The 19038-nt window shown below is 58.1% G+C and carries 20 protein-coding genes; 9 read left to right on the top strand and 11 right to left on the bottom strand.

Going from position 1 to position 19038, the window contains the following annotated elements; translation table 11 throughout:
- The first annotated feature begins 126 nt into the window (after positions 1 to 126).
- Positions 127 to 1353: an AAA family ATPase gene (locus WX88_RS28955; RefSeq protein WP_046246243.1), complete on the top strand. Its 1227-nt coding sequence runs from the start codon at positions 127 to 129 to the stop codon at positions 1351 to 1353.
- Between the two features lie 12 nt (positions 1354 to 1365).
- Complete coding sequence (locus WX88_RS20330; protein ID WP_046246244.1) at positions 1366 to 2106, top strand: HNH endonuclease family protein; 741 nt, start codon at positions 1366 to 1368, stop codon at positions 2104 to 2106.
- Positions 2107 to 2454: 348 nt separating this feature from the next.
- On the opposite strand, the gene WX88_RS20335 is transcribed toward WX88_RS20330, so the two are convergent.
- Positions 2455 to 3186, bottom strand: a complete 732-nt coding sequence (locus tag WX88_RS20335) for a PoNi-like cognate immunity protein (RefSeq protein ID WP_197076871.1) — start codon at positions 3184 to 3186, stop codon at positions 2455 to 2457.
- A 32-nt stretch (positions 3187 to 3218) separates the two neighbouring features.
- On the bottom strand, positions 3219 to 3581 hold the full coding sequence (locus WX88_RS30325; RefSeq protein ID WP_156176307.1) for a hypothetical protein: 363 nt from the start codon (positions 3579 to 3581) through the stop codon (positions 3219 to 3221).
- Positions 3582 to 4052: 471 nt separating this feature from the next.
- Between WX88_RS30325 and WX88_RS20345 the strand changes: the two genes are divergently transcribed.
- The 4 genes from WX88_RS20345 (at position 4053) to WX88_RS20360 (ending at position 7688) form a co-directional block, all read left to right on the top strand.
- Positions 4053 to 4472, top strand: a complete 420-nt coding sequence (locus WX88_RS20345; RefSeq protein WP_046246247.1) for a hypothetical protein — start codon at positions 4053 to 4055, stop codon at positions 4470 to 4472.
- A 340-nt stretch (positions 4473 to 4812) separates the two neighbouring features.
- On the top strand, positions 4813 to 5520 hold the full coding sequence (locus WX88_RS20350; protein WP_046246248.1) for a hypothetical protein: 708 nt from the start codon (positions 4813 to 4815) through the stop codon (positions 5518 to 5520).
- Positions 5521 to 5593: 73 nt separating this feature from the next.
- On the top strand, positions 5594 to 6733 hold the full coding sequence (locus WX88_RS20355; protein WP_046246249.1) for a sensor histidine kinase: 1140 nt from the start codon (positions 5594 to 5596) through the stop codon (positions 6731 to 6733).
- A gap of 154 nt (positions 6734 to 6887) precedes the next feature.
- Positions 6888 to 7688: a LytR/AlgR family response regulator transcription factor gene (locus tag WX88_RS20360; RefSeq protein ID WP_046246250.1), complete on the top strand. Its 801-nt coding sequence runs from the start codon at positions 6888 to 6890 to the stop codon at positions 7686 to 7688.
- A 110-nt stretch (positions 7689 to 7798) separates the two neighbouring features.
- On the opposite strand, the gene WX88_RS20365 is transcribed toward WX88_RS20360, so the two are convergent.
- The 3 genes from WX88_RS20365 to WX88_RS20375 form a co-directional block, all read right to left on the bottom strand.
- On the bottom strand, positions 7799 to 8383 hold the full coding sequence (locus tag WX88_RS20365) for a Uma2 family endonuclease (RefSeq protein ID WP_046246251.1): 585 nt from the start codon (positions 8381 to 8383) through the stop codon (positions 7799 to 7801).
- Positions 8384 to 8546: 163 nt separating this feature from the next.
- The gene (locus WX88_RS20370) at positions 8547 to 9392 is read right to left on the bottom strand and encodes a hypothetical protein (RefSeq protein ID WP_052732903.1); all 846 of its coding nucleotides are present in this window, start codon (positions 9390 to 9392) and stop codon (positions 8547 to 8549) included.
- A 131-nt stretch (positions 9393 to 9523) separates the two neighbouring features.
- Positions 9524 to 9964 (bottom strand): ABA4-like family protein, encoded by a 441-nt coding sequence (locus tag WX88_RS20375; RefSeq protein WP_046246252.1) that lies wholly within the window; start codon positions 9962 to 9964, stop codon positions 9524 to 9526.
- A gap of 180 nt (positions 9965 to 10144) precedes the next feature.
- On the opposite strand from WX88_RS20375, the gene WX88_RS20380 reads away from it, so the two are divergent.
- Positions 10145 to 10663, top strand: a complete 519-nt coding sequence (locus tag WX88_RS20380) for a hypothetical protein (protein ID WP_156176308.1) — start codon at positions 10145 to 10147, stop codon at positions 10661 to 10663.
- A gap of 54 nt (positions 10664 to 10717) precedes the next feature.
- Positions 10718 to 10840, top strand: a complete 123-nt coding sequence (locus WX88_RS31825; protein ID WP_262489852.1) for a hypothetical protein — start codon at positions 10718 to 10720, stop codon at positions 10838 to 10840.
- Between the two features lie 19 nt (positions 10841 to 10859).
- Here the strand turns inward: WX88_RS31825 and WX88_RS20385 are convergent, their stop codons facing one another.
- The 6 genes from WX88_RS20385 to WX88_RS20415 form a co-directional block, all read right to left on the bottom strand.
- Positions 10860 to 11726, bottom strand: coding sequence for a DUF481 domain-containing protein (locus WX88_RS20385; protein WP_082116178.1), 867 nt, complete (start codon positions 11724 to 11726; stop codon positions 10860 to 10862).
- A 113-nt stretch (positions 11727 to 11839) separates the two neighbouring features.
- Positions 11840 to 12943 (bottom strand): AMP-binding protein, encoded by a 1104-nt coding sequence (locus tag WX88_RS20390; RefSeq protein WP_052732904.1) that lies wholly within the window; start codon positions 12941 to 12943, stop codon positions 11840 to 11842.
- A gap of 637 nt (positions 12944 to 13580) precedes the next feature.
- Positions 13581 to 14405, bottom strand: a complete 825-nt coding sequence (gene menB, locus WX88_RS20400) for a 1,4-dihydroxy-2-naphthoyl-CoA synthase (RefSeq protein ID WP_046246256.1) — start codon at positions 14403 to 14405, stop codon at positions 13581 to 13583.
- 125 nt (positions 14406 to 14530) lie between these two features.
- Positions 14531 to 16237, bottom strand: coding sequence for a 2-succinyl-5-enolpyruvyl-6-hydroxy-3-cyclohexene-1-carboxylic-acid synthase (gene menD / locus WX88_RS20405; protein WP_231590756.1), 1707 nt, complete (start codon positions 16235 to 16237; stop codon positions 14531 to 14533).
- A 102-nt stretch (positions 16238 to 16339) separates the two neighbouring features.
- Complete coding sequence (locus WX88_RS20410; RefSeq protein ID WP_052732905.1) at positions 16340 to 17584, bottom strand: chorismate-binding protein; 1245 nt, start codon at positions 17582 to 17584, stop codon at positions 16340 to 16342.
- Entirely contained in the window at positions 17584 to 18018 is a 435-nt protein-coding gene (locus WX88_RS20415; protein WP_046246258.1) for a hotdog fold thioesterase, read from the bottom strand. The genes WX88_RS20410 and WX88_RS20415 overlap by 1 nt, the downstream gene beginning before the upstream one ends.
- Before the next feature lie 193 nt (positions 18019 to 18211).
- Between WX88_RS20415 and WX88_RS20420 the strand changes: the two genes are divergently transcribed.
- Positions 18212 to 18811: a histidine phosphatase family protein gene (locus WX88_RS20420; protein WP_316932340.1), complete on the top strand. Its 600-nt coding sequence runs from the start codon at positions 18212 to 18214 to the stop codon at positions 18809 to 18811.
- Positions 18812 to 19038: the final 227 nt, after the last annotated feature.

Consider the following 19038-nt stretch of genomic DNA (forward strand, 5'->3'; position numbering starts at 1 on the left):
TATTACCTCGTACTGCTGGCCCGCCGCTACGCCTCAAAAGGCCTGGCGAGCGGCATCAGCCATTCCGGGCAGTGGTGCGTAGTTTCGCATTCCACCCGCTTGGCCTTGTGTTTACCTTGCTGTTATATGATAACCCCTCACGAATTTCCTTATCTACAATCCCTCGTCATCAACGATGCCTACGCCGTCAAAAACCTGACCGTGCCGGTGTTTAAAGAAGGCGAGGAGTTCAAGCATTTGATTCTGACGGGTCGAAATGGGTCGGGGAAGACGACGGTGTTGCGAGCACTATCTGATTTTATTCGTTTTAAAATCCTTAAAGAATCAGAATCTTATAGCACCCCGCCATTAGGTATTGGAGGTGGGCGCCTGGTTTATCCAAAAGCAATTGACAAATCGGGCACAGTTAGACCTTTTTTTTCTACGAAAGCTACTAGTGTATCTGAGTCACACTCTGACTTAACGCTGACTCAACTTAAGTCTCAACTTTTATTATCTTTTTTTGAAGCAGCAAGAGGAATAAAAGTAAGGGATGTTACAACAGTTGTTCAGGAAAGCGAATTAGAAGCTAGGCTTACTGAATCAAAGCCTAATCAATCTCCTGCCGAATTCTTCAAGCAGTACCTAGTCAATAAAAAAGTCTTCCAAGTATTCGACACGATGGAAGGCAAACAGGAAGGCGCGAAGCAGCAAGAACAATTCTTCACCAAGCTGGAAGAAACCCTCGCCAAAATCTTTGAAGACCCCGGCACCAAGCTTGAGTTTGTGCGCGAGAGTTTCGAGTTCTACATTAACCTCTCCGATGGTCGACGCTTTACTTTCAACCAGCTTTCGGCGGGCTTTTCGGCCTTTCTCAGCATCCTCACCGAGTTACTGATGCGCACTGACCTGTTGCGCAAGCAGGCGAACGACTACACCTACGACCCCTGCGGTTTCGTACTAATTGACGAGCCCGAAACCCATCTGCATCTGGAAATGCAGTATCAGATACTGCCACTGCTCACGGGGCTGTTTCCCAACCTGCAATTCATTGTCGCTACGCACTCGCCGGCCGTTGCGTCCAGCATCAAAAATGCTACGGTATTCGACCTAAGCACGAGGCAAACTACCGGCGACCAGGCAGCGGGCAGCAGTTATTCGGAGCTGATGCAAACGCATTTTGGCGTCGAAAATGAGTATTCCAACGTAGCCGATGCCATTATCAAGCGCATCAACGCACTAGCTCAGTTACCGGATAAGGCCGACGCCCGCCGACAGCTTCAGGCATTGCTAGTGAGCGAAGGCCGGTATATGTCGCCGGCTTTGCGGCTAGAGGTCGAAGCCCAACTCATCGGACTTGAGGTCGAAGAATAAGTCGCTGCTCCGATGATACGCCTCAACCGTCCTGCCGTAGCACCTGCCGCCCTGTCCGCGCCCGCCGTGCAACGCTATCTTGCCGCCTACGCCAACTACCAAGCTAATCCGACCGCTGCCACTGCCCCCGACCGGCCCAGCGGTTACCGAAGCTCGGACTTGCTTACAGCGTTTGATGAGCACTTCTATGCGAAATGCTACCTCACAGAGCAGAAATTTGCCAGCTCCTGGGAAATGGATGTAGACCATTTTGTTCCATTTGCCGACGACCCTAGCCGGGTTTTTGACTGGAATAACTTACTGCCCATTGCCCACAAGGCCAATCTCCTGCGCGACAAGCGCCTGCCTGCTGGTGGCCTGCTCGACCCCTGTAGTGCTTCCGAAGATGTGGAGAACGACATTCTCTACACGCTGGTGGAGCAAGGTGAAAAGCCTGGTTTTACAGCCAAAGACCCTGCCAATCAAAAAGCAGTGAACACAGCTGCCTTGCTCGACAAAGTGCACAATGGCACCGGCAGCACTGGTAGTGAAGCCAGCACCCGCGAGCTACGTAAGCTAATTGAACGACGCTACAAAAAACTTCGACAGGTATGGGGAGAATATAACCTCGCCCGTGCTGAAAACGATGCCCAGGACATTGCCCAAGCCGAGGCTGAGCTGCGGGTACTGCTGTCACGGCGCGCTTCCTTCACCATGCTCATGCGCTCCTTGCCCTTCATCCGCAAGACCATTCCGGCACATTTACTGGATTGAGGCTGTGGGCTGCTTGCGCTTGACTCAATGGCAAGGCTGGCAAAAAGCCCCGCCCCTTGAGCCTGCCCGAGAAAAGCGAGTTCGCCTACTCCACGTAGTGCGAGCGTCTGGCTTGCCTCGATGCCGACTTCGACCAATTAGTGTACCGGCTCTACCAGTTCGCTGACGCCGAGATTAAGTTGGTGGAGACGGCTTAGGTACCACCTAGTAAGAATAGGAGCCGGGGCACAGCAATACTTACCAGGGTATAGTAAGTATTGCTGTGCCCCGGCTCTTATTCTTACTAACTCGTGTGCGTCGTCCGACTCGAATTCCTCGCGGTAGCCCACGCAGTAGGCGGGCAGACGCTTACGTCGTGGTGCGGGCGAAGTCGGCCAGGTCCTTGGGGTAATAGGGCAGGTCGCGGAAGCTGCTATCATCAATGCCGAAGGCGTGGGCTACGCCCGCCGCTTCCCAGCACCAGTAGCCATCAAATCCGCCTCCCTCGGGTCCTTTATGGGCGTCGTACCAGTCGGCGCTACTCATGCGCTTATACCAATTCTTCAAAAACTGTTGCATCAATGTCGATTGTTCATCAGCTGAAGCATCTAAAGCGTCATAAAGAGGCTGGTACGCTTTAGGATAAAGTAGCTTCTTAGCCGGCTTGCGCATTACATCGGGGACCATTCGTGCTACCAATCGTTCAAACAGAACATCTTTCCCTTCATTTTGGATGCACGCCAGCAGCCGGCTGATACCAGTTGGCGCAGTATGCAGTAATTGAGCTAATGCTACTAGCCACATAGCTTGGGTATAGCTGCTAATATCCATTCTAAAATCGTCTGGGTACCGGCCCTCTTTATCGGTGATGCGCTGCTGTTCCCAAGCGCTAAGCACTGTAAGGAAATCTGCTTGCATACCTTCTAATGGATATCCTCGCGAATAGCGTGAGATAAGCAGGAATAGTCGGTGCTGAAAAATAGTAAAGTAGACACCTGCTAAATCGGTGAATTGCGCGGGGTCATGGCGCAAGTCATCTTCATATTCCACGATAGTTTTCTCAACAAAAGCGAGATGTTTATCAAAGTAAGCGGCAGACATCAGGGGCTCGCGTGGGGTCATCGTAAACGATATTATTTTAGTAAAGACATTTTACCTATGGCATCTACTTCGTACTGGGTTAGATTGCCAGCCGAGTCGATGTGTAGTACTTGCTTGCCCGCCTGCCCTGTGAGCATGGCCCGTCGCACGCGCTTAGCCTCCTTTTCGCCCACCGCCCGAGACAAACGCTTGCCCCGACCTACCCAAATGTCACTCATCTGGTTTTTAGAGAGAGACGGGATAGCACCAGGTGCCGTAGTGAACTTAGTTTCGGTGATAAGATATTCCGGTGGTGGGGTAGCGTTTCGCCACACTCCATCCAATCCTCTGCCCCGGGGCGGGTCGAGCAAGCCCACGAGCTGCCCGTCGTGGTTGAGCTTTTGATGGACGTACACGCCTGGCTGGCTACCGTGTCCCCTGCCCTGCCCCCCGACGTCCTGGCCGACTGGCACCTGGCCCACCAGCGCGCCCTGGCCCTCGAAGCCGAGGCTGCCGCCCTGGCGGCGCTGCTGGGGAATGGCGGGTAAGCGGGCGAGGCGTCTGTCATCCTGAGCACAACGAAGGCCCTTCTTGGGGCTGCTAAGAAGCTGGTTGAGGTGTAGAGACGCCATCCTTGGCGTCTCGTCGTTGAACGATGACGGGCGGACGATATTCGGACGGCGCGGACGATGAGACGCGAAGGGTGGCGTCTCTACATGGGGTTGATTAACGCAGCTAGCTTTTTAGCAGCCCCAACGTGAGAAGGACCTTCGCTACATTCAGGATGACAGACGCCCGACCCACTGACCTCTGCCTCCTTGCTCGGGAGCAACGGATCAGCTATATTTGAGCACACTCATTTTTTTAACCTTTTTATACCTACCCCCATGGCAGCCGATGTAACCTTACTCACCACCAAAGCCGAGTGCGACGAAGCCCTGGTTGGCCTCACCAAGGAAAGGGCCACCTACGCGCACCGCGACGGCAACCTGTCGTACGCCGATGCGCTGGCCGCAGACCGGGCCATCACCCTGAAGGCCCAGCTCGGCAAGGCCACCGACGACGTGGCCCACTACACCGCCGAGGCCGCCCGCACCGGCCTCACCCCGGTCGAGCAGCGTACCGCCAAGCGGGCCCTCATCACGGCCATCGCCCGGCGCGATACCCTCACCCTGAACAGCACCGTCGTGAGTGGCCCATTAGCCTACCTGGCCGATGTGGACGCCGACCAGATAGACAGCCAGATTGCCACCCTCGACACCGCCATCCAGACCGTGACCGACTACCGGGCCACCCTGTCTGTGTAGCGCAATAGGTTGTCGTTTCAGCAGATAAAGGCCGCCTCGGATTGGGGCGGCCTTTTTTATTGATTAGAGCGGTTTGGGGTGGGGGGGCCGTAGCGCGGACTTTTAGTCCGCGTGTCCGCGCGTCAGCTGGTCCGGCGGACTCGCGGACTAAAAATCCGCGCTACAGTGGGGCGGTACACAGACCCTGAAACGGCGCTAAGCCGCCGGTCCCCGAGGCCCCACTCCCGACGCTTCATCCGCCCCAATCGACGCTTCGGTAACAGGGATTTTCGGGCGCTGGGCCCGGCGGCCACCTTTGAAGCAGTAATCAAGCAACGCTTCACCTCAACCCCCACTCCCCATGAAAACCATATTCCTCACCCTCGCCCTCGCCGCTGCCTCGTTTGCCGCTCTGGCCCAATCGCAACCGGTAACTGTGGCCCGGCCCTCAATGGCCGCGCCCGCCGATGCCTTTACCGCCACGATGGCCGCCACCATCGCGGAGCAAAACGCCGCCAAAGCCCCCGCCGCCGCGCAGGCCGTGCTCGCCAAGCTGGAGCGCATCGCCGCTGCCGCGCCCACTGCCTGGGAGCCCCGCTACTACCAGGCCCGGGGCTACCTGCAACTGGGCTTCGCCAGCGAAGGGGCCGATGATGAGCAGCGCGACAAGCTTTTCGACCAGGCCCAGGCCGCCCTCGACCAAGCCAAAAAGCTGCCCGGTGCCGACCAGGCCGAGCTGTTGGTAATGCAGGCCTACATCTATCAGGGCCGCATCATGGTGGCCCCGATGACCCGGGGCATGGTGTACTCGGGCCGCGTGGCCGAGGCACTGAGCCAGGCCAAAACCCTGGCACCGAGCAACCCGCGCGTGTATTTGCTTCTGGGCAACGACTCGTTCTACCGCCCGTCCATGTTCGGGGGCGGAGCCGAAAAAGCCAAGCCGTTGTACGAAAAGGCCAAGAGTCTGTTTGCCAGCTTCAAGCCCGCTACGGTCCTGAGCCCGGTGTGGGGCGAGAAAATGACCGATGCCATGCTAGCCAGAGTCAACGGCACGGCGGCAACCAAATAAAGCGTATGGTTTCTCGCCCGGTAGGAGGCCATGGCCCTTGGGGGGCCTTCTGCCGGGCTTTTTCTTTACTTTGATGCAAACTCACCTTCCCCCGCCCGTGGCTATTCCCAATGCTCTCCCAGTGCGGCCCACTCCTGCGGCCCAGGAGCGGGCCAGCGGCTACCTGCCCTCCGGCTCGGCGCGTAGCTTGTGGAAAGCCCTGCGCATCATGCTGGTGCTTTCGTTCGGCATCAGCGTGCTGGTGAACCCCGGCGCGCTGCACAGTTGGTCGGCCTTTGCCATCACCTACGGCTACACCCTCATGTACAGCCTGGGGCTGTGGCTGACCAACGGCTACGTGGTGGAGTGGCTCAACCGCCGCTATACCTGGACGGTGGAGCCCGCGCGGCGCTTGCTACTCACGCTGCTGGTGTCGCTGGGTGGCTCGGCGCTGGTTATCCTCTTCATGAATGCCGTGCTGCTGCTGCTGCGCGGCCGGCCGCTGGCCCAGCTCTTTGCCCCGGCCATGTACTGGCCGCTGCTGCTGCCCTTGATTATCACGGTCATCATTTCGCTGTTCAATCACAGCCGGGCCTTCTTCTTCCGGTGGCGCGAAGCCGCCGTACGCGCCGAGCGCCTCGAAAAGGAAACTGCCGTAGCCCGTCTCGACTCCCTGCGCCGGCAGGTCGACCCCCACTTCCTGTTTAACTCGCTGAATGCGCTGACGAGTCTGGTGGAAGAAAACGACCCCCCGCGGGCCGTACGCTTCATCCGCCAGCTCTCGCAGGTGTACCGCTACGTGCTCGACAGCGAAAGCCAGGAGCTGGTGCCGCTAGCGGACGAATTGCAGTTCGCAGAAAACTATTTGTCCCTTCAAAAAACCCGTTTGGGCGATGCCCTGACCGTGGAAATGGACCTGCCGCCGGCATCGGCGCTGGCCTCGTTCTTCGTGCCGCCGCTGGCCTTGCAGCTACTCCTCGAAAACGCAGTAAAGCACAACACCGCCTTCCAGGCTAACCCCTTGCAGCTGCGCGTGGCACTAGATGCAGCGGCCCGCACCCTCACTGTGCGCAACACGCTGCGCCCGCGCCGCCTCGCGCCGGGCGAGATGTCGGGGCTGGGCCTGAAAAACCTGGTGGCGCGCTACGCCTTCCTCACCGATAAGCCCTTGGCTTTTGGCCAGGAAGGTGACGAGTTTGTGGTAACGCTGCCGTTGATTTCATTTAACCAGTAACATGTAGGGCAGCCCAGGTTTGAGTTGCTGGACTCACTGCAAGCCCGAACAGCCCCAGCACCGCGAAAGACCCGCAATTGACAATGGTCGATTGCTGACTAGTAATAATGCTCCGCCAACGGGCCAATGCCGTCAGGCCTATGATAATTGTTAAATGAAACTCACTGCCCTTATTGTCGAAGATGAACCCCTCGCTGCCCGCCGCCTGGCTGACATGCTGGCCCGGCAGGCTGAGCCCGTGCAAGTCCTGGGCACGGCCGAAGCGGTGACGCAGGCCGTGCGGCTGCTTGAAGCCGGCCCCGCGCCCGACGTGTTATTCCTCGACATTCACCTTGCCGACGGCCTCAGCTTCGAAATCTTCGAGCAGACGCAGGTGCGCTGCCCGGTCATTTTCACCACAGCCTACGACCAGTATGCGCTGCAAGCTTTCAAGGTGAACAGCGTAGATTACCTGCTCAAACCCATCGACGAAGAAGAGCTAACCGCCGCCCTGCGCAAGCTGCGCGAACGGCTGCCGTCTGTCCAGACCGCTGCGGCCAAGCCACCCGCTTTCGACCCCGTACTACTGGCCCAGCTGGTGCACCAAATGCAGCAGACAGCGCCCGCCGCCAGCTACAAAACGCAGTTTGTGGTGCGGGTAGGCGAGCACCTGAAAGTGGTGCCCCTCGACCAGATTGCCTACTTTTTCAGCCTCGAAAAAGCCACCTTCCTGCAAACGACCGAGGGCCGTAAGTTCGTGGTCGACTACACCATGGACCAGCTTGAAGGCCTGCTCGACCCGCGCCGCTTCTTTCGCCTCAACCGGGCCTACCTGGCCCAGCAAACCGCCATTCAGGACATTATCCATTACACCAATTCCCGCCTGCAAACCGTGCTCAAGCCCGCCGCGCCCGACGCCCAGGTATTGGTGAGCCGCGAAAAGGTGAACGTGTTCAAAAGTTGGCTGGATAGGTAGTAGTGAAGGGGAGAGAGGAGGTAGGAAGAAAGTGGTGAGGCAGTGAGCAAAAAGAACACCATCCTGATCAGAGCCGAAGCATGACGTTTCTTCTAATCTCGTTCTTCCTCTTACTTCAGCCGCAGCCGCTTGAGCTCCAGCTCAAAGCCGGGCAGTAGCGGGCCGGCCACCAATTTCTGGTCGAAGCCAACTATTGGTCGCACCGGCTGCCCCAGCTCGAAAATGTACACCGATTCGGTAGCGGGTGCGATGAGCCAACCCAGCTTGGCCCCGGCCTCCAGCCAGTACTCCATCTTGCGCATGGTGTCGGTGAGGCGGTCGGTGGGGGAGAGAAGCTCCGCCACGAAATCGGGGCAGATATGGGCAAACCCGTGCCGGTCGTCATTACTGAGGGCGTCCCAGCGAGTTTGGGCAATCCAGCTGGCGTCGGGTGAGAGCATGGCACCAGTATGGAGCGTGAAGCCGGCCGATGAATCGAAGGTCTTGCCCAATTCCGTATCAACATTCCAGTTGGCTAATTGACGGGTTAGCTCACTATTCAATGAACCAGTTTCGGAATTAGTGGGCGGCATGATGGTAATCTGATGAGTAGGGTCGCGCTCAATTCGCAAATCGCGGTTGTCGGCGCAGAAAAGATAGAATTCCTCGTTGGAGAGACCTTCGAGCACTGGGCTTTTTAGCTTGATTGCGGTCATAGTAGCAGAGATTATAGCAACAAGATACACTAAAAACGACCCTTCCAGCCAGGCTTTCACATCGGGGTACCGTGACAGAGCGTCGGGCTTTCGTTGGGTATTGGGGGCTGGTTGCCGGTCATTAATCTACTGCCGACCAACCCCAGCGATTACGCAGAAAATGCTAGTAGCCGGCGACCAGCAGCGGCCGGCCCGCCATGGCCAGCGCAAATAGCCCGGCGACTCCCCCGGCGTATAGTGCCGCCCCTAGCCACGTGAACAGCACCGCTCGGCGTGGCATTCGGCGAGCCAGGAACCACCCCAACAGCGGCACAGCCTGTAGCGCATGCATGCCCAGGAAATGGGCGGCGCGCAGGTCGCCGGCGTGGGTGCTCCAGCCCAGGCCGGGCAAGCCGGGGCCGCCATCGGGCGCACCTACGGTATGCTGGTTAAGATGAATCATCATGCTGCCCAGCAGGCTGCTGATGATGAACAGGAGCAACCCCAGCCGCACGCCCCACACGTAGCCCGCCGGCCCATGCGGGCGGTGCCGCCACACCAGGTACAGGGCCCAGATGGTCATGACCGTATTGAGCATAATGAAAACAGCCATCACCTCGAACAAGCTGGCATCCAGTAGGGAAGAAGTGTTATAGTGCGAAGTGGTACCTCGCGCGGCCTGAACGAAAATGATGGTTTGCTCCACCATCATGCTCATGGCCACGCCCAGGCTAAGGCGGCGCACGCTGCGCTGGACGGAGCCCGGCAAATCAGCCAGCAGCACGCCCAGTGTCCAGGTGAAGGCTATAACGGAAAGCGAGAATTTCAGGGGTTTGAGCCAAACCAGAGCACCAGTCACGAGGCGCTGGTCGAAGGGCAAAAGCCCAAGGGCCAGTACCGCCAGGGCCACATTGGCCCAGCCCGTCAGCGAGAGCAGCGGGTTGGCACGGTGCAACACCCGCAGCGGAGACTGGGCCGCCTGCGTCGTTGCCGCCGAAGAGAGAGAGTCTGAAAGCTCAGCAGTTTTCATGATGCAGAGTAGCCATTTAGTAGTTGATAAAGTATTAATTACTTGCTCTAATAAACTTTTAGAGCGGTTTCGTCCTCTGTGTACAGGCAGGCCGTAGCGCGGACTCTGTAGTTGGCGTCCCCGAAACTGCTCTAAATGATAGGGGTAGGATGGGGGTAGCGGCGCCGTACGCCACTGTAGAGCAGTAGCCCCAGCGGCCCGAGCAGAAAAGTGGCTAGCAGGCAGGGCAGCAGTAGCCAGTGCGGCACCCCGCGTCGGTGTGCGTCGCGGGTTTCCCAGGCCCCCACCCACATATCAAAGCACAGGTAATGCACCCAGCCCGCCACCAGTGCCCACGGTTCCCGAAATAGCGCTGCCACTTGAGCCAGCGACCCAAACCCCGCTCCCGGTGCGGGGTGTACGAAGGTCTGGTAACCAATAACAACGACGTAGGTGGCGGCTAGCAGCAGGGGCAGTGCGCCGCTCAGCATCACTGCGCGGGTAGCCTGCCAGCGCGGGGCCAGTAGCAGTAGCAGCCATCCCAGAGAGGCTATTCCGTTGGCGGATTCAAAAAGAAAATCGGGAGTGAACATGGGTTTTTTGGGGAGGAATGTGTCCAAAACTAGCTATCGACGCCTCGCGCTTACCAGTCCATTCGGGGCGAAACGGTAGTTACGACCGGCGAAGCAGCCGCGGACGGGGGCGAACCGCGGGGCTGGTGAGGTGTAAGGTGCCACAACCCTCATTGGCCGCTCGCGTACCTGCTTCCAGCCATGCCATCGTCACCTAAATTATTGCTGATAATCGGATTACTGCTGGTGATGGTGCCTGGCCGGCTGCTTGCCCAAGCCTCGTCCAATTCGGCGGGTCGGCGGGCAATTCCGCGCTTGGCCCGCACCCGCTTCGTGGTGCTCTACGACTCGCGCTATTCCATTGTCAACCACCATCTCACCACCATCAACGGCCTGAAGCTGGGGGTCGAATTCAAAAACCGCTTCCGCACCGGCGGGGCCACTTACTTCCTGAGCACCGGCGTGCCCACCCGCCAGCCCCGCCCCAACAACGCCGCCGAGGATGCTCCCGCCGAGATACGCTTCCGCTACCTGGCTGCCTACGCCGAATACGTGCTCCTCGAAACCCGGCGCTGGGAACTCAATACCAATTCGCAGCTTGGGCTCGGCTCAGCCCACGTGCTCTACCAAACCGAAGAAGGAGATTTTGGCAAAACGCCCCGCAAATTAATTGGAGTAGTAGAGCCTACCGTAGCCACGCATCTGCGGATATTCCGGTAGGCTGGGGTAGGAGCGGGCGCGGGGTGGCGTCAGCCGGTCTTCGTGCCCGTCTCGGTGCAAAAAGAACTCAATGGACCAGTGTTCTACCTCCGCGCCAAACTTTTCCTCGGCGATTTGCTGAAAGTAGTAAAGGAACGGGAGCCGCCCTTTACCCAGGAAGGCCTGCGGGCCAACTAGCGTTTGGTCAAAACGGACGCTATTTTCCCGAGCTAAAAGCAAAGCCTATGGACGTCGTACTGTTGGCGCGGTCGCGGTTCCGCACCACTACACTTTCGTAGGAGAAAGTATAGGTCAGGTTCAGCGTCAGGTGCTTGTAAAGCTTGAAAGCCACCACCGTAGAATTGTTCACGCGGTAGTCGCCGCTGGGATTCGTCAGAGAAGGCTGGTAAAACAGCAGGGTCGATGCGCTGAATGCGCCCCGATTCAGCCGCAGCTTAAGGCGCGTAGAATTGCGGGTGACATTCCTTCGCAAGGGCGGCTCGGAGTCGTAGGAGGTATTTTCATCCAGGAAAAACGTGCTGAGTGCCACTTCGCTGTTGGTAGTGTCAGCATAAATCTGGTAGCCCACGCCGCCGCCCACCACCACGCGGTGCGCAATAGCCCGCAAGTTGCTGATTTCGTATTCACCCAGTGAGTAAAATTTCCACCTGCCAATGCGGTAGTCAGGTGTGGTTAGCAGCAGCCATTCGCGTTCCTTCAGGTTGCCGTCTTGCCGGCCGTAGCTAAAGCTCGCCGCCACTGGGAACTGCCAGCGCTTCACCGTCAGGTTGCCGGTGTGGTTGGTGCTGAAATACACTCGCTCCACGGTGCCCGTGGTGTAGAGGCCGGTCACGGCTGCTGTGTAGCGCACGCCGTTGCCGTTTATATTGTAGGTTTCGAACTCGGCCGATGGCAGCCCGGCCGGGGGCGGCGTGAGTCCGCCGACACTACTGGCTGCCGTCGAGTCGGAGGCCGCCTTGGGCTTCGACGCTGACGAGTCAGTTTGGGCCCGGGCCGGGTGGTTTGCTAGTAAAATCACCAGCCCCACGAGCCCGGCCGGTCTTCGAAACAAAAGATGCTGCATTAGTTGGATAGGCAGGCGGGAGTTGGGCAGACGGGTAGAATGGTCTGCTAATTCGCTGCCCAAAATTGGTTCTGGAGCGTCAGTACGCTCATTTGAGGCACCAGCGTTGCCGCTTACAAGCTTCGTAGCGTGGCCGCCCGGTCGAGCTTGCCGGCAGTCGTAGTCTTAAATTCAGCTAGGTAGTGCAACTGCCGAGGCCGTTCGTACCGACTCAGTCGCTCGGCTAGCAGGCTGCCTAGCTGCGTTTCCGCCGCTGCGGGGAGAGGCAAGCCCTCAATAAATGCGGTCACGGCCTGTCCCAGCCGCTCGTCGGGCTGGCCAGCCACGAAGCAGCGCCGCGACTCCCCGATTTCGGCCAGTGCTACGTCCAGCACCAGCTCCACTTTCTCGGCGGGTACCTTCACGCCGCCGGAATTTATCACAAAATCGGCTCGTCCCAGCCACTCGAAGGTGTGGGAGTCGAGCAGGTTTACCTGGTCGTTGGTCACGATGAGCTGGTCGTCGGTCACATCACCGCGCAAGGTTAGGCAGCCACGCTCGTCTTGCCCCGCCGCAATGCCCGGAAGCACCTGGTAACTGGTGGTCGCGTCCGGACCATTCAACCGGCGCAGAGCCACGTGCGAGCAGGTTTCGGTCATGCCATACGTCAGGAACACAGGCACGGTAAGCAACTGTAGTTCTTGCTGCAAAGTCGCATCCGCCGGGGCACCGCCTATCAGAATGGTCCTCATTTTGTTGAGCCGCGGGGCGTGGCCAGACGCCAGCACAGCCTTAAGCTGTAGTGGTACAAAGGCCGAAAAATTGAATTCCCCAGCGTTAGTCACGTATTCGAACGGGTTGGCATGCGGCTCCACGATGGTGAGGTGCATGTTCCGTTCCAACCCACGCACCAGCATCATCAGCCCACCAACGTACTCGCAGTTGAGGCAGACGAGGGCCCGGTCGCCGGGCCCAAGGTCAAAAAAGTCACCTGTGCGCCGCGCCGAGGCCTCCAGTTGCCGCCGCCGTAAGGTGATGGCCTGCGGGGTGCCCGTCGAACCGGACGTGGTGAGGGTAAATTCCTGAGTGCCATTCAGCCATTGCCGCACAAAATCCAGTACCTTGGCCTCGTAGCCATTCACTGGTGCGTCGAGCTGCGCCGGGTATTCGCGAATGGCTGCATAGCTGAACTCGCGGCCGTTAAGTAGAAGCGAGGAAGGAAGAATTGAAGTAGCCATTTGATGCATACGCCCGGAGCCGCCAGGCAGGTGCCCGCAAGGTAGAATTGCCTCGTCGCTTCGCCGCCCAGCGGGAGCGCAAAGCAGCTGGTTATTTCGGCTTATATCAGCTGTGCCGCGTTCTATTACAGCCAAATTTCCTTGCTTTTCACAAGTACAAATATAGGTGACAAGGCGGGTGGCCTACCGGTAGAAGCCTTTTTCGACCTGCTCAACACTACCTCGTTGCTCAACGTCGGCGCCACGTGGGGAAGGTAGCTTGCTACACAGCTGGCGGCGATTCTGATGCAAAAAAGCTTGCTTTTAAGCAGGCAAATTTGTAGTATAGATGCATCATTAGTCCCGCATTATGATGACTGCTCAGCTTGATTTCGCCCCCGAATCCATGCCGGCCCCAGCTTCGTCGGCTGCGCCTGGCAAACCTGCCCCAACCCCAGATCAAAAGGCCCTGGCCAAAGCCCAAAAGAAGGAGCGCAAACACGAACGACCACGATTCTTCTTGGGGTGGTGCGAAGGCTGCCAGGCCTTTGGCTCCGCTTTCTAGCCGTAATCGAAATTCTTGGGCGCAACCTAATAGCCAGCAAAAAAGCCCTGCCGTGGGCAAGGCTTTTTGTATGCATGAGGACTCAGCGGGTGCTTACGGAAATTTCGGAAACTTCGAGAAATCGGGTTGGCGCTTCTCCATGTAGGCGTTGCGGCCTTCTTTGGCCTCCTCGCTGAGATAGTAGAGCAACGTGGCGTTGCCGGCCAGCTCCTGGATACCGGCTTGGCCGTCGAGCTCGGCGTTGAACGACGATTTCAGCATGCGCAGTGCGAGCGGGCTTTTCTGGAGGATTTTATGGCACCAGGCCACAGTGGTTTCTTCCAGCTTATCGAGCGGGACTACTTTGTTTACGAGGCCCATGTCGAGGGCTTCCTGGGCATCGTATTGGTCGCAGAGAAACCAGATTTCGCGGGCTTTTTTCTGGCCTACAATGCGAGCTAAGTAGGAGGCTCCGAAACCGCCATCGAACGAGCCCACTTTAGGCCCGGTCTGGCCGAAGCGGGCGTTTTCGGCCGCAATGGTAAGGTCGCACACCACATGCAGCACGTGGCCACCGCCAATGGCCCAACCCGCCACCATGGCAATCACCGGCTTGGGAATGGAGCGGATTTGCTTTTGCAGGTCGAGTACGTTGAGACGGGGCACGGCGTCGTCGCCCACGTAGCCGCCGTGGCCGCGCACGCTCTGGTCGCCGCCCGAGCAAAAAGCCCGGCCGCCCTCGCCGGTCAGAATGACTACGCCAATGTCGGTGCGGTCGCGGCAAATATTCATTGCCTCAATCATTTCCTGCACCGTGAGCGGCGTGAAGGCATTGTGCACCTGCGGCCGGTTGATGCTGATTTTGGCGATACTGCCGTACTGCGAGAAGAGGATTTCGCGGAACTCTTTAATGGGGGTCCAAGTGATGGGTTCAGTCATAGGGAAGAGAATGAATGGAAAAAGAACGTCATGCTGAGCGGAGCCGAAGCATTTCGCCCGCTTCATTAAATGGCATTGATTGCTGCTGCCCGCGAGATGCTTCAGCTCCGCTCAGCATGTAAGAATCAAGCAAAAGCAGTTTTCACCGCCGCGCGGTATTCTTCAAAAAAGGCGGCGTTGGTCTTGCTGTTGGTGAAGATTTCCAGCAGTGCCGCGCCGCCTTCGGCCGCAAAGAAAACCGGTAGCGCGGCTTCAAGTTCGGCAAACGATGAAACCGGAAAGTAGCGTAGGTTGAAATCCCGAGCAGTATTCTCGGCCGTGAGCGTCTGACGCGTCTCAAAAAACTCGTCCAGCTCCGGCTGCTGCCGCGGCCCATCGATGAGGCGGAAGATGCCGCCGCCGTGGTTGTTGAACAGCACCACGCGCAGGTTGGGCGTGGGGTAATTGTGCCAGAAAGCGTTGCGGTCGTAAAAAAACGCCACGTCGCCGGTGAGGAGCACAACCGGTCGCTCGGGCTGGGCCAAAGCCGCGCCTACGGCCGTGGAGTTGCAGCCATCAATACCGCTGGTGCCCCGGTTGGCGAAGACTTCGATTTGCCGGCCCTGCGGAATGCCGAGGATGTTGGCGTAACGCACGGCCATGCTGTTGGCGAGGTGCAGAGCGGTGCTTTGAGGCAGAGCCGCTAGCGCCAGGCGAAAAGCAGAAAATTCGTTGAAAAGCTGGTCGTTTGCTACAAAATAGTTTTCAATGAACTGTGTGGCCTGGTTTTCAGCTTGATGCCAAGGAGTCGGTTTCTCAATATCAATAGCAGGATTTTCCAATGCCAAATGTGAGAAGAAAGTTTCTGGCTTGATGCGTATGAGAGCGGTCAAGCTGCGAAAAGTATCGGCAGCTTCGCCGGCAGCTTGGATATGCCAGTGCTGTTGAGGTGACGCACTGCGCAAGAACAGTTTCAAGCTTTTTGAAATAAGAGACTGACCGAATGTGATAAGTAAAGTAGGACGCAGGTCTTGTTTTTGTCTTTCATTGAGACCAGCTAAAAAGACATCCTGTTTGCTTAGCGCAAAAGGTTCATCATTTATGTTGGCAATACTGTCTGCCACAACCGGAAAGTGGTAGGTCGAAACAAAGTCTTGTAACGCTTTCCTCAGCTTGTCATCAACTGGCTGTTGACCTGCTACTACTAAAACCCGCTCTGCACTTTGCAATTGGGAAATATACTCGGCAAGTTCAGGTGCTGATATGCTCTGTGAAGTAGATGTTTGGCGAATAATCTTTACATCCTTCTCATACCCAATTTCTTCCCCTGCCTTCGGATAAAAAGGCTCCCGTAGTGGCACGTTCACCTGCACCGGTCCGGCGGGTGCGGCCTGCGCTAGATTAATTGCCTCATTCACAATGCGCGCCGAATGCCATTTTGCATCAGCGTGTGAGGTGTCAACTGGAAATTCAAACTCACCCTTGGCGTGCGCGCCATACAGGTTGCGCTGGCGAATGGTTTGACCATCAAGCTGGTCTATCCATTCCGGTGGTCGGTCGGCGGTGAAAATCACCAGCGGAATCTGTTGGAAAAATGCCTCCGCTACAGCTGGCGCGTAGTTTAGCCCGGCCGTGCCCGACGTGCAGACCAGCGCCACCGCCCGCCGCTGCGCCTGCGCAATGCCGAGACCAATGAAGGCCGCCGCCCGCTCATCAGGCACCACGCGCACCGTCAAATCAGGGTGGCGCGCGAAAGCGAGCGTGAGCGGCGCCGAACGTGAACCCGGCGAAAGCACCACGTCGGTAATGCCGTGGCGGGCACATATTTCGGCAATATTATAAACAGCCTGCATGTTCATTTAATAATTAGTAGCTATTGCTTAATAGGTTCAAGAAGCTTAAAAATAAGATAATAGATGAGTGTTATTTTTCGATAAGCTGTTGACTGATAGATATTAATTATTAAATGACAACACTGTGGCTACGGTTTGCATTTTCATTTCGGTTTCCTGCCACTCCCGTGCTGGGTCGGAGTCGATGGTGAGGCCAGTGCCGGCGTAGAGGATGGCTTCGGTGGCGCGCAGTTGCAGGCAGCGCAGGTTCACGAAGAGGTGAGAGACGCCGGGCGCGGCCACGTTTACGGGGCCTAAGAAGCCGCTGTAGTAGGCCCGGTCGTAGCCTTCGTGCGCTTGCAAAAAGGCCAGGGCTGGTACTTTGGGCATGCCACCAACGGCCGAGGTGGGATGCAGCAGCCGCAACATATCCGTGCCCAAAGATGAGGGATAAGGCACGTGCTTCAGGTCTACCTCGAAATCGGTGCGCAGGTGCAGCAACTGGCCGGCCACTACGGTGCGGGGGCCCGACTCGTGGTATTCGCGCAGGCGCAACTGCTTAAAACAGTTTACGATGTAGCGGGCAACTAAGGCCTGCTCCTCAATCTCCTTCTGCCGCCAGATAGCTGCCTGCGGCGTGAGGCCCGGCGTGAGCGGCTGGGTGCCGGCCAGGGCCATCGTATGAAACTGCCCATCAGCCGTGACGGCCGCCAGCACTTCCGGCGAAGCCCCCAGCCAAGTGCCCACGCCCGGCACACTCACCAGCGACACGAAGGCCCGCGGGTACTGCTGGCCCAACTCCGCGAAAGCGGCCAGGGGGTCGAAGCCGACGGGCAGCGGGCGGCGGGCGGCCCGCGAGGATACCACTTTTACCACTTTCTTTTCCTCAATAGCAGCCACACCGGTGCGTACCAGCGCGGTATACTCTGCCTCGGTGGCGGTGTGTGGAGCCGGCTGCGGGCTGTGGTGCCAGGCCAGTTCTTCCACCGGCGACAACGCCAGCCAGGCAGTAAGGGCCGGGACTAGTTCGCGGGCGGCGGGTGCTACGGCCACGGCCTCGGGCCTAGCTAGGTCGTAGCGCACATCGGCCGGTAGGAAGAAGGCCGGATTTTGGTCAGAATCGCGGAAGGGAAAAAAGGCAAAGCCAGCTGGAGCTCGGTCATCGAGGGCGGGCGGCAGGCCCGTATAAGCTGCTTCGAGGGAGCGGCTTACTACTAGCTGGGCCTGTGCGGCTCCGGGCTCGCGCCACACTGCTAGCGGCCGGCCCGTGCGCAAAGCCCCAGCTACGAGGTGGCGCAGCCGGGCCGCCGCATCAAGGCCTGCTGCCGCAGCCGGCCATGGCAGTTTTCGGGGTTCATTAGCGCCCATCAGGCCGGTTTTGCGGTTCTGGCCGGCAGGTCAATCACGGCCATGGTAATGCGGCTGATGCAGACCAGTGCGCCGGTTTCTTCGTGGGTGATGCGGATTTCCCACACCTGCGTGCTACGCCCGATATGCACCGGGGTAGCGCGGCCCCGCACCCAGCCGTCGCGCACGCCTTTGAGGTGGTTGGCATTGATTTCCAGGCCTACACAGGCTTGTTTGGTAAGGTCGACGCGCAAGGAGGAGGCGAGACTGCCTAGCGTTTCGGCCAGCGCTACCGAGGCCCCGCCGTGCAGCAGGCCCATGGGCTGATGGGTGCGGCCATCAACCGGCATGCGGCCTTCGAGGTAGCCATCGGCTATTTCGGTGAGTTCTATGCCGAGGGCATCGGCTAGGGTAGGGCGGGAGGCAGTCCAACGCTGAAGTTCTTGCAGAGTCATTTTACAGCTTTGAATTGTGCATTGTCAGTTGGCTGGGACTAATCATCGAAAAACGGTTGCTGACAGTTCATTTAAGCTGCCACCTGAGCGCTGGTAACAAACAACTCAAAACCAAACCCCGTACTTTGATGAATTGTTGAAGCATCGTCACGCAAAACTACCACTCAACGTGAGGCCCCGGACCATCTTCCTTTTGCGCCACGGTCAGACCGACTTTAACGTGCGCGGCATCGTGCAGGGCAGCGGCGTCGATTCGAGCCTGAACGAAACCGGCCGGCGCCAGGCTGCGCAGTTTTTCGCGGCCTATGGTCACGTACCATTTGATAAAGTATACACTTCGACGTTGCGCCGCACCCAGGAGTCGGTGCAGCAGTTTTTGGACCTGGGCTTGCCGCACGAAGCCCACGCGGGCCTCAACGAGATTAGCTGGGGCGTGCGTGAAGGTACTCGCATTACCGTAGAGGAAGATGCGGAATACCAGGATGTGCTGGCCGGCTGGGCCGCCGGCCGCACCGATGTCCGCCTCAGCGGGGGCGAAAGCCCGGACGAAGTGGCGGCCCGTCAGCGCCCTTTTATCGAGCTGTTAAAAGCCCGTAACGATGAACAGACCGTACTCATCTGTATGCATGGCCGCGCCATGCGCGTCATGCTCTGCCAGCTGCTGAACTACCCGCTCCGCTGTATGGAAGGCTTCGAACACAGTAATTTATGCCTGTACAAGCTAGAGTTCACCGGCACTGTATTTACCGTGAAGAACTTTCTGGACGTGGTGCATTTGCAGGCCATAGGGTAGGGGGCTCAGTCCGTTTACCAAGCATTGCTGTATGAGGCAGTGCTAAAACTCGTGAATTGTCCGACGACGAGCAAGCATTGTTGTGCTGAGACTCAAACATTGTCTGGTCAACTTTTCGGGCTAATTTTGGCCTCCTCAATCCAAGCGCGACAAATCCAATGGCCGAAATCATAAAAATGCCCAAAATGAGTGACACGATGACCGAAGGGACCATCGCGGCCTGGCTC

Source organism: Hymenobacter terrenus, from assembly GCF_000972495.1.
GTDB classification, from domain to species: Bacteria; Bacteroidota; Bacteroidia; order Cytophagales; family Hymenobacteraceae; genus Hymenobacter; species Hymenobacter terrenus.

Excerpts from the sequence above, each read along its gene's own strand:
- WX88_RS28955 (WP_046246243.1), top strand. The coding sequence starts at position 127 with ATGATAACCCCTCACGAATTTCCTTATCTACAATCCCTCGTCATCAAC.
- WX88_RS20330 (WP_046246244.1), top strand. The coding sequence starts at position 1,366 with ATGATACGCCTCAACCGTCCTGCCGTAGCACCTGCCGCCCTGTCCGCG.
- WX88_RS20335 (WP_197076871.1), bottom strand. The coding sequence starts at position 3,186 with ATGTCTGCCGCTTACTTTGATAAACATCTCGCTTTTGTTGAGAAAACT.
- WX88_RS20345 (WP_046246247.1), top strand. The coding sequence starts at position 4,053 with ATGGCAGCCGATGTAACCTTACTCACCACCAAAGCCGAGTGCGACGAA.
- WX88_RS20350 (WP_046246248.1), top strand. The coding sequence starts at position 4,813 with ATGAAAACCATATTCCTCACCCTCGCCCTCGCCGCTGCCTCGTTTGCC.
- WX88_RS20355 (WP_046246249.1), top strand. The coding sequence starts at position 5,594 with ATGCAAACTCACCTTCCCCCGCCCGTGGCTATTCCCAATGCTCTCCCA.
- WX88_RS20360 (WP_046246250.1), top strand. The coding sequence starts at position 6,888 with ATGAAACTCACTGCCCTTATTGTCGAAGATGAACCCCTCGCTGCCCGC.
- WX88_RS20365 (WP_046246251.1), bottom strand. The coding sequence starts at position 8,383 with ATGACCGCAATCAAGCTAAAAAGCCCAGTGCTCGAAGGTCTCTCCAAC.
- WX88_RS20370 (WP_052732903.1), bottom strand. The coding sequence starts at position 9,392 with ATGAAAACTGCTGAGCTTTCAGACTCTCTCTCTTCGGCGGCAACGACG.
- WX88_RS20375 (WP_046246252.1), bottom strand. The coding sequence starts at position 9,964 with ATGTTCACTCCCGATTTTCTTTTTGAATCCGCCAACGGAATAGCCTCT.
- WX88_RS20380 (WP_156176308.1), top strand. The coding sequence starts at position 10,145 with ATGCCATCGTCACCTAAATTATTGCTGATAATCGGATTACTGCTGGTG.
- WX88_RS20385 (WP_082116178.1), bottom strand. The coding sequence starts at position 11,726 with ATGCAGCATCTTTTGTTTCGAAGACCGGCCGGGCTCGTGGGGCTGGTG.
- WX88_RS20390 (WP_052732904.1), bottom strand. The coding sequence starts at position 12,943 with ATGGCTACTTCAATTCTTCCTTCCTCGCTTCTACTTAACGGCCGCGAG.
- menB (WP_046246256.1), bottom strand. The coding sequence starts at position 14,405 with ATGACTGAACCCATCACTTGGACCCCCATTAAAGAGTTCCGCGAAATC.
- menD (WP_231590756.1), bottom strand. The coding sequence starts at position 16,237 with ATGCAGGCTGTTTATAATATTGCCGAAATATGTGCCCGCCACGGCATT.
- WX88_RS20410 (WP_052732905.1), bottom strand. The coding sequence starts at position 17,584 with ATGGGCGCTAATGAACCCCGAAAACTGCCATGGCCGGCTGCGGCAGCA.
- WX88_RS20415 (WP_046246258.1), bottom strand. The coding sequence starts at position 18,018 with ATGACTCTGCAAGAACTTCAGCGTTGGACTGCCTCCCGCCCTACCCTA.